This window comes from Vibrio ouci, assembly GCF_004551525.1.
GTDB classification, from domain to species: domain Bacteria; phylum Pseudomonadota; class Gammaproteobacteria; order Enterobacterales; family Vibrionaceae; genus Vibrio; species Vibrio ouci.
Genome location: NZ_SATR01000028.1, coordinates 1 through 15,760 on the forward strand (window position 1 = coordinate 1; position 15,760 = coordinate 15,760).

The window sequence follows — 15,760 nt, forward strand, 5'->3', positions numbered from 1 at the left end:
AATTGCTTTTGCGCCCAAAGAGTTGGCTCTATATAAGTCATGGTAATCATCCTTGTCATTGCTTAGATGATCAGATCATGGAACATGCAATTAGTTCAAAAAAAATCCCCAAGCTGTGGCTTGGGGATTTGTGTATAAGAGACAGCTATTATTAGAGCCCCTTTGCTATTCCTAGCGGCGATTAATTAGCGCATTAACACGTTACGAGTAAACTGCTTTTTCAGTACCGCGCTGTATTCCGAGTTAAATGGAACAGTTGCATTGGCGCGCATCTCTTGCGGCAGTAGCGAGTTTGAGCTGTCTGCGTCTGGGTGCTGTGGCGCAGAGCCAAACTCAGCATTGATCGCTGACTGAGTCTCAGCTGATGTTAGCCAGTTGATGAAGACCAGCGAAGCCGCTTTATGTTGGCTATTTTTAGCGATAGTTACAAAGTTACCGCCACCAGACATGCCAAACTCAGGGATATAGAACTTGATGCGATCAGTGAGAGCGCCACGTTTCTGTAGCCCTGCTAGGTGGTCTTCCCATGCTGGCGCCATGATGATCTCGCCATCATTGATGCGCGTTAAGCTGTCGGCGTTTGAAGCGGTGATCAAGATGTCTTGTTTATTGCCTTGGTACCAATCCCAGGTTTCAGCCCAAGACTTCACTACTTTGGAATCCACTTTTTCCGTCATTTCAAAGTCGCCGTTCACGTGGCGAATCGTCGCCTCAATAAAGCGCTGACCCGCACCGCCACCGTTCGGATCGTTCACACCGAAGTTCATCGGGTTGGACGCAATGTATTTCTCAATATCATTGAATGTTTGTGGTAGCTCAGACTCAGAAATTCGGCCAGAGTCATAAGCGATACCGGTCTGATTGCCCCAGAACGTCACGCCATAGCCTTGGCTGTCGACGCCTTCAGCAGACTTATTGAGCTTATTAAACTCAGGTAGTACGGTAAGTGGCATCAAGGTGCTATCAACTTTGAATGTTTTTAGAGCGGTAGGGCCAAGCGCCACAATATCCATAGAGCCTTTGTCACGGCGGCTTTCTGCCTGAAGCTTGTTACGGTTGCCGTCATGTGTGCCTTCAGGGATACGTACTTTAATACCAGTCTGCTCTTCGAATGGTTTTACGAACTTGCGCCACGCTGGTTGTAAGTACCACACAGAAAAAGTGACCGAACCTTCTTCTTTCGCTTGAGCTTCGATTTGCTCCCAGCTCATGGTGTTGACGTCGTACGCCATGGCGGAAAAAGAGCTTGCTGCGATAAGGGCAGATAAGAGTGTTTTTTTCATAGTATCCTCTGAATTATGCTTTACCTGTAGATTGGGACAGGTAGTTTCCTTTTAATAATCGTTCAATGAGTAACATCAGCAATACGTTTGGAATCACCAAAATAAGCGACACCACGGCAGCATCTGGGCGGATGAATGAATAACCCAAGAACGAATAGAGTATGGTAGGGACGGTAATAAAGTCGGGCGCACCAAGTACGAAGGCCATATTGAACTCTTCAATACTGATGACCAGACAGAAAATGGTTGATGCAAGTAGGCTTGGCTTTAGCATTGGTAAAAATGCGTGTTTAAAGGTGCCAATCTTACCTGCGCCCATATCGGCACATGCATCGATCAAATCTTGTGGGATTGCTTTGAATCCTGCTGACAAAATACGGATTGCGTAAGGCAGAGCAAGAACCGTATGGGCGATGACGATATTGATATAAGGGTCATTTAAGCCAAGCTCTAACAGCATTGAACTAAAGAAGACAGCCAGAATCATCGAAGGCATAACCATAGGTAATAGCGATACCATTTCGGCAATCTTCTTACCTTTAAATTCAAAGCGACCAAATGCATACGCGGTAGGCAGAGCAAGGATGATGGTCAAAATCGCCACCGCTGGTGCCACGCTATAACTGTTACGCAATGCTTCTGGTAGGGAAGTGTTGTTCCACACCTCAGCCCAACGACCAAAAGAGAGCACTTGTGGCAGCAGGTCTGGATAGCTCCACGGATGCGCTGGGTCAACTAGCGACCACAAGACTGCCATCGCAAATGGAATCCCAAGCCAAACCAAGTTAACCAGAATAAAGAAGCCGATTGAGATCGTCATGACCAGCTGAGTGTTAGACATCTGTTTGAAGCGATTCATTTTGATGCCTCCAAAGTGATCACCGGTTTCTTACGGGTGGCAAAGGGTTGGGTGAGGAGCGTTAGGATGACTGCAGAAATCGCCGCTAAGATCATAATCACCATAGCGATGACGGCAGAGTTTTCCCATTCGTAGTATTGGGTTGCTGTAATGTTCATCAGCATTGCTAGTGAGTAGCTGCTGCGAGAGCCCGCAACTGCGGCAAACGAGAAGTCACCTAATGCGCCAATGAAAACTAAAATTGAAGCGGCTTGCAGTGCTGGAATCGTCAATGGAAAAATGATGTTTTTAAAGCGAGACCAACGTGATGCGCCTAAGTCTAATGCGGCATCTAATAGATCGGTACGAATGCTCGCGATAGAACCAGTGATCAGAATCAGAGCGAAAGGCAGGTTCTTCCAAATCTGCAGTACGACAATGCTCCAGCCAAATTGGTCGTTGGCCAAACGCATTGGCTTATCGATGATGCCCATCAGGAGTAATAGCTCATTGAAAATGCCGTGATAGGCGATAACGTTCATCAGTAGAAAGGCAGCAACAAGGCCGGGCACAAACATAGGTGCACGTAGGACACCGATAATTGCAGGTTTTCCCGGTACCTCTTTTTGTAACCACAGTGCAATAGGGTAGGCAAAAGCGACTGCGCCGAGCGTACCTAAAATAGAAGTTCGTAATGAGTAACCCACCGAGCGCCAAAGCACAGGGTCGTTGAGTGTGGTTTGCCAGTATTCAAGTGTTGGGTTGGTTTCCCCCGTTAAGCTGAACATACCAAAGCTTTGTGCAACGACGACATAGAGCGCACTTCCCATCAGCAGCGCTATCGTTCCTACACCGGGTATAAGTAACAGATAAGGCTTTAGCTTCATGCTTCGACCTCTTCTAAAAAGCGGATAGCATGAGCAGGAATACGAACGTTGATCACATCACCGCGGTGTGCACTGACACGGCCACTGAGTTGCAAACGTATTTTCTGATCTTGTAAGTTACCGATCCAACCAAACACATCCAGGTTATTGCCTTGGAAGGCCGTCGAATCGACGGTGACTTCAAAACTGTTAGCAGTACCGGCTTCGCACAGCTCGGCATCTTCTGGTCGCCAGCATATATAAACGTGCTGGCCGCGTGGTTGAGTATCTGACTCGACACTGAGGTCCCCCAAATTACAGCTGACGTTATATCGGCTGTTATCGTCTGTGGATTCAACAAAAGCACTGTGAATGTTGGCTGCGCCAATAAAGTCAGCAACAAAGCGGCTATTTGGTTGGTAGTAGATCTCTTCGGGAGTGCCGATTTGTTCAATCTGCCCACGGTTTAGCACTACAATGCGATCGCTCATGGCTAACGCTTCGGCTTGATCGTGAGTGACGTAAATTGAAGTTAGGTTGTGCTGACGTTGCAGTTCTTTAATTTCAAAACGCACACCTTCACGCATCTTAGCGTCAAGGTTAGACAGTGGTTCATCGAATAGGATGATGTCTGGTCGCGTCACCATTGCCCTCGCTAGCGCCACTCGCTGCTGCTGACCACCCGATAGCTGACCAGGCAGCTTGTCTTTGTGCTCAATTAGACCGACTTGTTCGAGAATCTCTGCCAGACGTCTGTGCTGTTCACGCTTGTCGATTTTTTGCTGCTCCATACCAAAGCAGATATTGTGCGAAACACTCAGATGAGGAAAGAGAGCGTAAGATTGGAAACACATTGCCGTTTCGCGCTTTTCTGGTGGGATCTTGGTTGCAACGCGATCGTTGATCAAGATGTCGCCTTCTGTCGGGATCTGAAAGCCACCAATCATTTTTAATAGTGTTGTTTTTCCGCAACCACTTGGCCCAAGCAGGGTGACAAACTCTCCTTTCTTCACTGAAAAGGAGACGTCTTTTGATGCATAAAAATCACCGTAGCTTTTGGTAATTGAGCGCAGTTCTAAAATGTTCATATTAACCTTTTTTAAAAAGTTTAATGTTTCCGTTAAGACTATTTTCAGTTTATTTCAAAAATATTACTTGGCGACGAAATTTGCTTAAAAATCACGCTTCGATCACATGTAAATCTCTAATATACTGATAAATATAATTATTTTATGATTTTAATTTTCTCTATCAACTCAGTTGACAACTATGCCTATAGGCGATTAATCTCTATTAAACTTTTTTGGATAGTTTAATTGGTGCGGAAATGGCGTTTGAGTTTAATGTCTCTCATCAGGGTAATGTTTTGGTCAATCCGCATCGAGGTGATTGCCTTTGCTTTCCTGAAAATACGATGTCTGCGTTTCAAGGTGCCCTAGATAAAGGGACAAGCTGTATTGAAATAGATATTGCGATGACTCGTGATGACCAAATTGTCGTTATTCATGACCCTAGCGTCATGCGCACATCAAATGGGATTGGATATGTTGAGCAAATGACCTTTGCTGAGATACATGATCTCGACTTTGGCTTGTGGTTTGACGAACGCTTTCGCAATACCAAGATTTCGACGCTAGCTGAAGTGCTCGATTGGGCGATAGAAAACAATATTGGCTTGGTGGTGGAAGCAAAACAAAGGCGCCGCCATCAAGCATTTTGCGAGGCATTGGTTGAGCTACTCAAAAAGACGCCAAACAGTCTCGACCATATTTTACTGTTGGGCTTTGACCATTCATTGATCAACCGAGCAAAAGCCTTATTGCCTGAGCTAAAAATTCAGGTCGTTACATTCGCCAAATATCATCATCAAGTGGCAGCAGTGCTGGCGTCCAATGCAGACAGCGTGTGTGTCGAGTATCCCTATGCCTCAAGAGAAATCTTGCAGGGATATAAAGAGGCTGGTTTGTCGGTTCGCTTATATTTGCCGAATAAAGGCGAGAATATCGTGACGACTCAGTGGTTTAATCAGTATTATGGCTACGATGTTCACAGTGAAATCATCGAATGGATACGTAGTGGGCTGATTGACATGTTGAGTCATGATGACATCGACATGCTGAAAGATTTGATCAATGAAGCTGGCATGAAAGCCATTTAAGGAAGCATCTACCCATGTTACACCCTATTAAACCTGTTCAATTGGAGTTAACTCCGGGCCAAAAGAAAATTCTAGCGACTTGTCGCCAAGAAGGTTTGGTATCGCGTGCCAAAATCGTTGAACTAACAGGGCTGCGCAGCGGTAGCGTTACCAGTATTTCGAAAGAGCTACTGGCGATGAACTTAATCAAGGAGGGCGCTCGGGTTCGTATTGGGCGAGGACAGCCAATTATTCCTTTAGAGCTCAACCCTTATGCCGCTTTCTCATTTGGTATCGCTTTTCATATTCAGCGTATCGACATTGGTTTAGCCAACTTTTGTGGCACCTTGGTCGATAAAGTCACGATTCCCTATCAAGAAGACACCGCGATTGATGTGGTACTGCGCCAAATTCATCAAGAAATTATGGCCTTGATTGAGAAACAAAAGCTACAGCATGCGCGTATTTTGGGAATTGGTGTTTCTTTACCTGGGCCAACGAAAGGTGATCGTAAGAGTGTCTATACGGTAGAAGCTTTGTCTCATTGGCGTGACGAACCGCTAGCCGACAAGTTTGGCGCTTACTTTGATTGGCCGGTTTGGATAGACAATGACTGTAAGTCGGCCGTCGTTGGTGAGTTTTATTCGGGTAAGTGGCCGGGCGTGAAGAACATGGTTTTGATCGAATTAGGTCACGGTGTCGGTGGCGGAGCAATCATCAACGGTAAGCTCTACCGTGGCAGTCGCCAAAATGCCGGGGAAATTGGTACCTACTTCAGCATCATCGGTGAAGAGAAGAAGCCAACCATTCGCACGCTATTGAAGCAGTTGAATGAAGCGGGTTACTCGGTCAGTGATCCAGTTCAGATCCCAGATAGCTCCAACCCAATTGTCCGCGCTTGGCTTGATAATGCCGTTTATCAGTTACGTCCGTTGGTTATGTTAACTATTGGCTGGCTTGATCCCGATTGCGTGATTATTGCTGGCGAATGCCCAGAGCACCTAAGCCAAACCATTATCGATGAAATGAATCTTAAACACGAATGGGCTCAGTTTGAACGTGACTATCCCATCGCGCGTCTCTCTCCAACCAAAGTTGGAATGTCGCTGAATACTTATGGGGCGTGTATGTACCCGGTATTCCGCACACTAGGTATTTAATAAAACATCACTGGAACATCACATTATGAAATTTGCACCGAGCGTGGGCGTTAAGTTCCACGAGGATGGCTCTGTCCGCCGTTTTCCTGGAAACACCTTTATTTGCCATGTCGATCCATCTCTGGATTTGATTAATGAGTTAGCATGGGCGCAAGAGCAATTAAAGGCGATGAAGTGCGGCTTTAAGTTCTCATACTTGCCGATTGAGTCTATGCACATGACAGTATTTGAAGGTGTTTGTGACCAGATTCGTTTAGCGGAAAAATGGACATCAAACCTCGCCCTTGATGTACCACTATCTGAAACAACAGACTACTTTGCTAAGGCAGTAAGTAATCTTGGCGCTCACCAAGGTTTTGAGATGGTGTATGACTATGTACACAACTGCCAAATTGGCGGTTCAGCGATTCGAATTAAGCCAGCAAACGAAGAAACTAAGCAAGCACTTGCTCACTGCCGAGAAGAGCTAAGAAAAGCAACTGGAATTAGTATGCCTGATTTCGACGACTACCATTTCCATATCACCTTGAGCTACCGCGTGATTGAGCTTGAAGAGCACGAAAAGGCTGAGCTTAAAGCAACCACAGACCGTATTGCAGAGCGTATTTCTCAGTCATTTGGCATCTTAAAACATCGTGCAGTCGAGTTCTGTACCTTCGATGACATGTTTGAGTTTAAACCCATGCTCACTCTTGCTTAAAAAAAGCGGCCAACCTGGCCGCTTTTTAATTTTCTACTTAGTATCTAGTTGGATCTCACACAGAAATGTTTACGACTGATACGGGTTTATCAAATCTGGAATTCTGCTATTAAATTAAAATGTTAATTTGTTATTCCGCGTAAATTACTCCTACACTCGAATGGCTTATCTATATGTATTTAAGGGAGTAAATCATGAAGCCAATCGCGGCGATAGTCATAGCCATTTTAGCCTCATCTTCTGTTAGTGCGGGCGAGTCAAAGCCTGCCACGCAAGCCACTATTTCGGCCAACGATAAAGTGGCTCAAACCTTACCATTCAAAGACAAACAAGATTTTAAAGATGCTCAGCGCGGCTTTATTGCCAAGCAAGATACCGTCACGATCACTAATGAAAATGGTGACGTTGTTTGGGATCTCGAAGCGTATAAAAAATACATTACCTTAGATAGTGAGGCGCCGGATAGCGTCAACCCTAGCCTTTGGCGTAATGCCCAGCTAAATATGATCAACGGTTTATTTGAGGTGACGGATGGTATCTATCAAGTACGCGGTTATGACCTTTCTAACATTACTTTCGTCAAAGGGGATACTGGCTGGATCGTCTTTGACCCGTTGATCTCTCAAGAAACAGCCAAAGCAGCACTCGAGTTTGTCAATGCTGAGCTCGGTGAGCGCCCTGTGGTTGCTGTCGTTTATAGCCACAGTCATATTGACCACTTTGGTGGTGTTCGCGGCATTGTTGATGAGCAAGATGTTCTTGATGGTAAGGTCGAGATCATCGCGTCACATGGCTTTACCGAGCACGCAGTGTCTGAGAACGTTATCGCTGGTAATGCGATGGGGCGTCGCGCAGTGTATATGTATGGTGCACTGCTACCACGAAATGAACGTGGTGGCGTGAACGGCGGTTTAGGGCAGACAACCTCTACGGGTCTCGCCACTCTGATTAAACCGACGGATATGATTGAGAAAACCGGTGAAGAGCGCACGATTGATGGTGTGAAAATGGTGTTCCAATACACCCCAGGCTCTGAAGCGCCAACCGAAATCAATACTTACTTCCCTGACAAAAAAGCGTTGTGGATGGCGGAAAACTCAACCAATACTATGCACAACATCTTGACGCTACGCGGTGCGCAAGTCCGTGATGCGCTGAAATGGTCGAGCTACTTGCAAGAAACAATCGAAATGTGGGGCGATGAGGTTGAAGTGAAGTTCCAAAGCCACCACTGGCCGATGTGGGGGCAAGAAGATATCAACGACTACTTTAAGAAGCAGCGTGATATGTACAAATATACTCACGATCAAACGGTACGTTTGATGAACCAAGGCTATATTGGTTCGGAAATCTCAGAGATTATCCAATTCCCAGATGAGATCGAAAACAATTGGAGCACGCGCGGCTACTACGGCACGTTGCGTCACAACAGCCGAGCGGTGTACCAGCGTTATATGGGCTGGTACAGCGGCAACCCTTCTGATCTGAACAATTTGCCACCAACCAATGCAGCGGTTAAGTATGTTGAGTATATGGGCGGTGAAAGCGAAGTGATCAAAAAAGCGCAAGCGGATTTTGATGCGGGTAAATACCGTTGGGTTGCTGAAGTGCTCAAGCATGTTGTGTTTGCCAACCCGCAAAGCAAGAAAGGTAAAGCGCTGCTTGCTGATACCTATGAGCAGTTGGGTTATCAATCTGAGTCCGGTCCATGGCGCTCAGTCTATTTGCAAGGCGCATTTGAGCTAAGAAATGGCACGCCTTCTGCGGGCGGGACGAATACAGCTTCTCCTGACATCATTAAAAATATGCCACCAGAGATGCTGTTTGATTACTTAGCGGTTCGTATTTTACCGGAGAAAGCAGCAGGCAAAGATTTCTCAATCAATATTAACTTCACCGATCTTGATGAGAAATACACGCTGTATGTTGAGAACTCAGTACTCAACCATACAAGGAAGCAGGCGGATAAGCCGGATGTGTCGTTAACGCTGACCAAAGACGCATTGGATGATGTTCAACTGGGCAATGTGACGTTAGAGCAAGCCATCGCCAACGGTGATATTGAGCTTAATGGAGACAAAGAGGTGTTCAAAGACTTTGTCGGTATGCTGGATACGTTTAACTTCTGGTTCAACATCGTTACCCCTTAATCACGGAGTGCAGTATGAAGCAAGGCATATGTTTGCTTGTTGCTGCCTTCTCCGCCATGGCAAGCCCAATCAGTTGGGCTTGCTCGTATGATGGGCAGTTTACTAACCCCTTCTCTGAGAGTTATCCGGGCTCGTTGGATGTTGCGATTGCTACTCAACAGGCGATACGAGGGCAACTGATTGAGGCGCCACAACGATTGAAAGGTGGGCAAGGTCTACGCAGGGCGAGCTGGTGGTTAAACTTGATGGTAGAAAGAAACCCGAATCTACCGTCTGGAACTTATATTTATCTGGTCGATAGCCAGCTCTGGTCACAATATCAACCTGATCAAAGATTAGCGATACATGTCGATGCTCCCAATTCAGCAGAAAACGTTTTACTTATTTCAGAAGCGGCGCTTAGCAGCGTGATTAGTGAAAAAATTACCCTGAACAAAGCTCGTGATTTAGGAGTAGTTACTTGGTAATAACGATTAACGTGTGAAGTAATACGACTTAGTTAAAGCGGCCAACTTGGCCGCTTTTTTGTGTCAGTTTTATCTGTTTGTGACCGCTAACCACTCCTATTTTTGATCTAACGCAATCAAGCTTGTGACTACCTCTTTTGGGGTGGACGAATATCATGACAACTCACATAAACTAGAGCGTAAACAACTACAATTAACATGGTTATACGCATAAGAAGTGGAGCTGAGAGAGTGACTCTCTTAGAACACCATCTCACTAGGACAATGTGATGAGCAAGCCTAAAACGACAACTTCTGAAAGCCGTCGACGATTTCTACGCGATACGGCGCGCACGGCTGCAGGTGTAGGCGCCGCAGCAACCATCTTGGGTTTACAGTCAGTACAAACACAAGCGAGAGACGGCAGCGGTGTGCCCGTTAGGCCGCCTGGAGCATTGGCTAAAGGAGAGTTTGAAAAAGCCTGCACGCGTTGCGGACTGTGTGTTCAAGCTTGCCCTTATGACACGCTAAAGCTCGCGACGTTATTATCATCGGTAGAGTCAGGAACACCTTACTTTAATGCCCGCGATATCCCTTGCGAGATGTGTGAAGACATTCCTTGCGTCGTTGCCTGCCCAAGTGGTGCCCTCGATCCTGCTTTGACGGATATTGATGATGCACGCATGGGTACGGCCGTGCTCATTGACCATGAGGCTTGTCTAAATTGGCAAGGATTGCGCTGCGACGTCTGCTATCGAGTCTGTCCACTGGTCGATGAGGCAATAACGTTAGAGCATATTCGCAATGAGCGTACTGGTTATCATGCCAAGCTCATCCCTACTGTTCACTCCGATAAATGTACCGGTTGTGGTAAATGCGAGCAGGCCTGCGTCACGGAAGTGGCGGCGATTAAGATTATTCCCACTGAACTTGCAAAGGGCAAAATGGGTTCGCACTACCAATTGGGTTGGGAAGAAGTGACTAAGCCTCTTGGCAATAGTGAACCGGATAGGGTGATTCCATCCGGGGCATTAGAAACCTTAGGGGGGAGCAAGTAATGGCGAAGAATTTAGCGAAAGACGCGGGTAAAGAGGCAAGGCATAAACTTGGCTGGTGGCATGCTCATCGCTTTTTGATTTTGCGCCGCTTGTGTCAGTTTGGCGTGATTGGGCTGTTTCTACTTGGTCCAACGATTGGGATTCTAAAAGGCAACCTTTCATCTAGCCTTCTGCTTGATACCGTGCCGCTGACCGATCCTCTTATCTTTATGCAGATTGTCTTTACTGGACATATGCCGGAGCTGAGTGCCATTATTGGCGTGGCGATTGTGGTGCTTTTCTACGCCGTAATCAGCCCTAGAGCCTTCTGCGGTTGGGTGTGTCCGATGAATGTCGTGACCGACTTTGCCGCTTGGCTCAAACGCAAGCTAGAGATCAAAGCGAGCTTTCGTTGGAATCCGCAGTTGCGTTACTGGTTGCTGCTGGCTTTGCTGATTGGTAGTGCCGCTTCCGGTACCGTACTGTGGAGTTGGATTGACCCTGTTGCTGCGCTGCACAGAGGGATTCTTTTTGGTATGGGCGCTGGTTGGATTCTTATCCTGCTAGTGTTTGTTGTTGATTTGCTGTTGGTTGATCATGGTTGGTGTGGACACTTATGCCCACTCGGCGCGACTTACGGGGTAATCGGGCGTAAGAGCGTGATTCGCATTACTGCCACCAACCGAGAAGCATGCACCAAGTGCATGGACTGCTACAACGTTTGCCCAGAGCCTGTGGTGCTGCGCCAGCCACTCAAAGAAGGCGATAGGCGAGTTATGGATCAGAACTGCATGAGTTGTGGTCGCTGCATTGATGTTTGTCCTGAAAACGTTTTGCAATATAAGACGATATTCAAAACCAAGTTGTAAACAACCAGCTGCTCTTTTAATAAACTCGTAGTGCCGCTACGAGTTTTTTTCGCTCCATCGACCTATTCCTTTTTAACTCAGCGTGTATTGAGCGTTATTGAGTAAGTTGAAAATATTACACTTCGCTAACGAGTAATTTACATTGTCTGGCTAGTATCGTTAGTGAGTGATCAACGTGGGCGGATAATTCGCCTCTGTATTTTTGAAGGAATAAAAATATACGTATTGCAATCTTATCGGGAGATGGGGCCCTGTATTCCTCACAACGACTAAAAATGATAGGTGAACTTAGAGGGCATCGAGTGGATATTCTTAACCCCCTAGATTGCCACCTGTGTATCACCAACAATCAACCAACCATTATTGTCCGTGGTGTCGAATTACCCCATTATGACGCCATCATTCCTAGATTCGGTGCTGCTTTAACAGCCTACGGGGTTGCCGTGGTGCGCCAGTTTGAACAAGCAGGTACGCTTTGCGTAAACGGTGCCACCGCGATTCGAAGCGCGCGCGACAAATATCAGTCGTTACAGATGCTTGCTCAAGCAGGAGTACCAGTGCCGAACACTGGCTACGCCAGCCACTCCGATCTCGCCCATGACTTAGTCAGCCGAGTTGGCGGTGCGCCGTTGGTGGTCAAGTTACTTGAAGGCGACCAAGGTATTGGTGTGGTGCTAGCCGACAGTGATATCTCAGCGCAAAGTATTGTAGAAGCGTTCCACAACCAGAATTGCAATATCTTAGTTCAAGAGTTTTTGTCTGACGCAAAAGGGGCGGACATTCGCTGTTTTGTTGTCGGCAACCAAGTTGTTGCGGCGATGAAGCGACAGGCATCTGCTGGTGAGTTTCGTTCTAACTTACACCGTGGTGGCCACGCTGAAACCGTAGAACTTACTGAACAAGAGCGACGTGTTGCGATTCAGGCTGCGAAGGCGATTGAGCTTAATGTGTGCGGTGTAGATATTCTACAGACCTCTAAAGGCCCTGTGGTGATGGAAGTAAATACTGCGCCGGGCATTGAAGGGATTGAAACAACCACTGGTGAAGACGTGGTATCGGTGATTTGGGATCTGATTGAGCGAAAAATATGGCAACTGAGCGCGCCGATGGAGGAAACCATGCTGGGTTTAGAGCGAAATCAAGCACAAGGCTTGGTGAGTTTATATCGCTAATAGAGTGCGCTCCTGAGTTATCAAGAGCGCATTTGAGGTCTAATTAGCTTGATTGAAAAGTTAGTAACCCATTAATTGAATCAGATTTTCAGCGGTCTTAACTGCTTCTTTTCGATTGGCAATATTGAGCTTTTGATATAGGTTACGAATATGAGTTTTGATGGTCGTGCCAGCGACATCTAGCTCTTGTGCTATTTGCTCATTGCTGAAGCCAGAGTAGATAAGACCTAACACTTGCCATTCACGCTGAGTCAGTGGACTGGTGCGCACGAGTTCAGGAATATTCGGGTGATTGACCAGTTTTTCAATAAACTCTTCATCAAAATGGACAGAACTACTGCGCTGCGTTGTAGAGATATCTTTCAGTAGTTGCTGGGTGCGATGACGCTCTAAATCGCTGAGCTCATTACTCTTACTGAGTGACTCTAAGATATGGCCGACCTTGTTACCATCCACCAAGAAGTTACCAATGATACCGGTCTGATTAGTCAGAGAGATTGCTTCTTTGAGATAGTGATGAGCAGATGCATCATCTTGTTGCGAGGTCGCCAAAACGGCTTCAACAATCAGGTTACGGTTAGTGTCTGTTACCAGTTCATTCTCTCTAGCTTGTTGCTGTAAAAACGTCAGGGTTTGTTTCGCTTCGGCGTAGTTTCCGAGTGCGATTTGAGCACGGGCAATATTGCGCCATTGAAGCTGAGTAAAGTGATTGCAAGCTTGCTCTGGGCGAACCGTGGTTTCCAGCCACTGTGCAATTTCATCATGTTCGCCACGCGCTTGCCAGAACAAGATTAATGACAGTGACGCGTTGGCTGTCCAGTCAACGTGGTAGGTCGACTGCTTGAGCAAGTGGGTGATCTGTTCGATGAACTTACCCGCTTTATCGAGCTCTCCACGGCCAATCGCAATGCGAGCCAGCATTGAATAGCTGTGAAGGTGTTTACTTGGGCTATGATTGCCGAGAATGTCTAACCCTTTGTAAGCACACTCTTCTGCTTCATCTAGGCGGTTCCAACACCATAAAATCTGTGCGCGAACACGTAGCAGGAACTCATGCAGCGGAACTTGCTGTAATTGCTGTTCTTCAATCAATTTAAAGGCGTTATCTTGAATCTCAAACGCCGCTTGCACGTAGCCTTGAGCAATCAAAATTTCGCTTTGTTGCAGCATCGCCCAAAGCGCCTGATGGTAAACTTGATACTGGCGCGCCAGTTTTTCGGTCTGCTGCATCATAGGTAGCGCGCGGCTCAGATGACCAAGCACGTGGTTAACCTCGCCAACAACGGAAGTGGCGACAATGCGGCTACGATAAACCGTACTATCAACTTGGCTTAAGGCCAACTCTGCTAACTCTAATGCTTTCTCCGGTTCATTTTGGTTAATCGCCACTTGCGCGCGCAGGGCATTAAATTCCCCTTGCTCTTTGGTGCTCAAGAGGACATTAAACTTGGACATCTGCTCGTCAGCTTTTGATAGCAAGTCGCCGACATCGTTATATCTGTGTTGGCTTTGCGCTAACCATGCTTGCAGCATACACAGCTTAGGTTCGCTATAAAGCTGCTCTGGCGTCAGTGTATTGATGCCTTTTTCAAGTGATTGCAGCTCGCCACCGTTAAACATCTTCCAGCCATACTGAGTCAAGATGTCCGCCGTTAGTTGGCTATCTTTGGCTTCTTGCGCATGACGTAATGCTTGATGTGGCGATGACAGTTTCAGCCATGCCTTAGCCGCAGACTGATGCAGTTGAGTCTCTTGTTGTGGAATACGAGCTATACGTTCATGCGCTAAGAATTCTGCAAATAGATTATGGAAGCGATACCAGTTGTGCTCGCCTTCAAGCGGGTGAATAAACAGACCAAAGCGGTTTAATGATTCAATCATGCTCAGCGCATCTTCACGCTTAGTGAGCTCTGAGACCAGATGATCATTAAAGTGGTCGAGCACCGAGCACTGAAGTAAAAACTGACGTGTTTCTTGATCGAGTAAATCAAATACTTCTTCGACTAAGTAATCCCAAAGGTGAGCGTGGTTGAACTCAGAGAACGACTCAGCAGATTGCGCTAAGGTTTTATGTTGATGCTGCGCTTGCAGGGCGATTAATTGCAGTGCAGAAGGCCAGCCTTCAACATAGTTACGTAAGTTAGTTGCGGTGGTGTCATCAATGCCATCGGCGACTCGCTGGTTGAAAAATCGAGTCGTTTCTTCGGTATCAAATGCCAGTAACTCGTCACCAATTTCGATCATCAGATCGCGTACACGCAGGTTAGCGGTGCCCAATGGCGGTGCAGCACGGCTCGTCACAACCAAGGTTAAATTGTCAGGCATGTGCTTTAAGAAAAAGCGCATCGCCTCATGGATTTCATCATCACTAATCAGATGGTAGTCATCCAGCACTAGGTAGCACTCGTGGTGGAAGCTAGATATTTCGGTAAAGACTTCACCGAATAGAGAATGAAGGGATGAGAACTGACGCTTTTCGGCAAGTTTCTGAGAGTTCGGACAGCTACCATCCGTTGCCTTATTGAGCGCTTGTAGCAGGTAATTCATAAAGCGGAACGAATCGTTGTCGCTTTCATCAATACTGTACCAACCAACATGTGACTTATCAGATAACCACTGAGCCGCCATGGTCGTTTTACCGTAGCCCGCAGGAGAGCGGAACAGTACGAGCTTATAACAAGGCGCTTGTTGCAGTAGGTCTAAAACTCTTGGGCGAACAATTGCGTTATGCAGTCGTCCAGGACGCGTCAATTTCGAAGGAATCCACATATTTCTATTCCCTATTCCACCATAGTGTACAAAAAACGACCGTAATCGCTGATGGGTAGGAATGTTACTTGAGAAGCCAAGCCTAGGTTATCGGCCAAGGGTGGGATTTTTGGTTGATTCACACTTTGTGCTGAACTACGCCCCATAAATGTGATTTTCATCACTTAATATAATGGGTGAGAATGGGGTTTAAACACCTGTTTGCACCAAAAGTTATGAAATTTTCATTAGAACGTGAATCTTAATGTGATCGAGTATGCATATTCATCAATTGAGTATTTTGTAAGACACGGAAGTTTAATACATCAGTTGTAGGGTAAATTCGTTGGCGGT

General features: G+C 46.5%; 13 protein-coding genes. 8 read left to right on the forward strand and 5 right to left on the reverse strand.

What is annotated here, in order from left to right:
• Positions 1-185: 185 nt before the first annotated feature.
• Genes ELS82_RS16715 through ELS82_RS16730 form a run of 4 tightly spaced genes read right to left on the reverse strand, consistent with a single transcriptional unit; the run spans position 186 to position 4,075 of the window.
• Complete coding sequence (locus ELS82_RS16715) at positions 186-1,283, reverse strand: extracellular solute-binding protein (RefSeq protein WP_134836485.1); 1,098 nt, start codon at positions 1,281-1,283, stop codon at positions 186-188.
• A 13-nt stretch (positions 1,284-1,296) separates the two neighbouring features.
• On the reverse strand, positions 1,297-2,142 hold the full coding sequence (locus tag ELS82_RS16720) for an ABC transporter permease (RefSeq protein WP_134836486.1): 846 nt from the start codon (positions 2,140-2,142) through the stop codon (positions 1,297-1,299).
• Positions 2,139-3,008, reverse strand: coding sequence for an ABC transporter permease (locus ELS82_RS16725; RefSeq protein ID WP_134836487.1), 870 nt, complete (start codon positions 3,006-3,008; stop codon positions 2,139-2,141). The genes ELS82_RS16720 and ELS82_RS16725 overlap by 4 nt, the downstream gene beginning before the upstream one ends.
• Entirely contained in the window at positions 3,005-4,075 is a 1,071-nt protein-coding gene (locus ELS82_RS16730; RefSeq protein ID WP_134836488.1) for an ABC transporter ATP-binding protein, read from the reverse strand. Before ELS82_RS16730 ends, ELS82_RS16725 begins: the two co-directional genes overlap by 4 nt.
• A gap of 239 nt (positions 4,076-4,314) precedes the next feature.
• On the opposite strand from ELS82_RS16730, the gene ELS82_RS16735 reads away from it, so the two are divergent.
• The 8 genes from ELS82_RS16735 to rimK all read left to right on the forward strand — a co-directional run bounded on the left by ELS82_RS16735 (position 4,315) and on the right by rimK (position 12,658).
• Positions 4,315-5,145, forward strand: a complete 831-nt coding sequence (locus tag ELS82_RS16735; RefSeq protein WP_134836489.1) for a glycerophosphodiester phosphodiesterase — start codon at positions 4,315-4,317, stop codon at positions 5,143-5,145.
• A 14-nt stretch (positions 5,146-5,159) separates the two neighbouring features.
• Positions 5,160-6,284 carry an ROK family transcriptional regulator gene (locus ELS82_RS16740; protein WP_134836490.1) on the forward strand — a complete coding sequence of 375 codons (1,125 nt, stop codon included), beginning with the start codon at positions 5,160-5,162 and terminating at the stop codon, positions 6,282-6,284.
• 25 nt (positions 6,285-6,309) lie between these two features.
• Positions 6,310-6,984, forward strand: a complete 675-nt coding sequence (locus ELS82_RS16745) for a DUF1868 domain-containing protein (protein ID WP_134836491.1) — start codon at positions 6,310-6,312, stop codon at positions 6,982-6,984.
• A gap of 194 nt (positions 6,985-7,178) precedes the next feature.
• Positions 7,179-9,134: an alkyl/aryl-sulfatase gene (locus tag ELS82_RS16750; RefSeq protein ID WP_134836492.1), complete on the forward strand. Its 1,956-nt coding sequence runs from the start codon at positions 7,179-7,181 to the stop codon at positions 9,132-9,134.
• A gap of 14 nt (positions 9,135-9,148) precedes the next feature.
• Positions 9,149-9,601, forward strand: coding sequence for a hypothetical protein (locus ELS82_RS16755; protein ID WP_134836493.1), 453 nt, complete (start codon positions 9,149-9,151; stop codon positions 9,599-9,601).
• Positions 9,602-9,870: 269 nt separating this feature from the next.
• Positions 9,871-10,638 carry a ferredoxin-type protein NapG gene (gene napG, locus ELS82_RS16760; RefSeq protein WP_053439400.1) on the forward strand — a complete coding sequence of 256 codons (768 nt, stop codon included), beginning with the start codon at positions 9,871-9,873 and terminating at the stop codon, positions 10,636-10,638.
• Complete coding sequence (gene napH / locus ELS82_RS16765; RefSeq protein WP_134836494.1) at positions 10,638-11,486, forward strand: quinol dehydrogenase ferredoxin subunit NapH; 849 nt, start codon at positions 10,638-10,640, stop codon at positions 11,484-11,486. The genes napG and napH overlap by 1 nt, the downstream gene beginning before the upstream one ends.
• A gap of 218 nt (positions 11,487-11,704) precedes the next feature.
• The gene (gene rimK / locus ELS82_RS16770) at positions 11,705-12,658 is read left to right on the forward strand and encodes a 30S ribosomal protein S6--L-glutamate ligase (protein ID WP_134836495.1); all 954 of its coding nucleotides are present in this window, start codon (positions 11,705-11,707) and stop codon (positions 12,656-12,658) included.
• Positions 12,659-12,718: 60 nt separating this feature from the next.
• Here rimK and malT read toward each other — a convergent pair whose 3' ends face one another.
• A complete protein-coding gene (gene malT, locus ELS82_RS16775; protein ID WP_134836496.1) occupies positions 12,719-15,427 on the reverse strand; it encodes an HTH-type transcriptional regulator MalT in 2,709 nt (902 codons plus the stop codon).
• Positions 15,428-15,760: the final 333 nt, after the last annotated feature.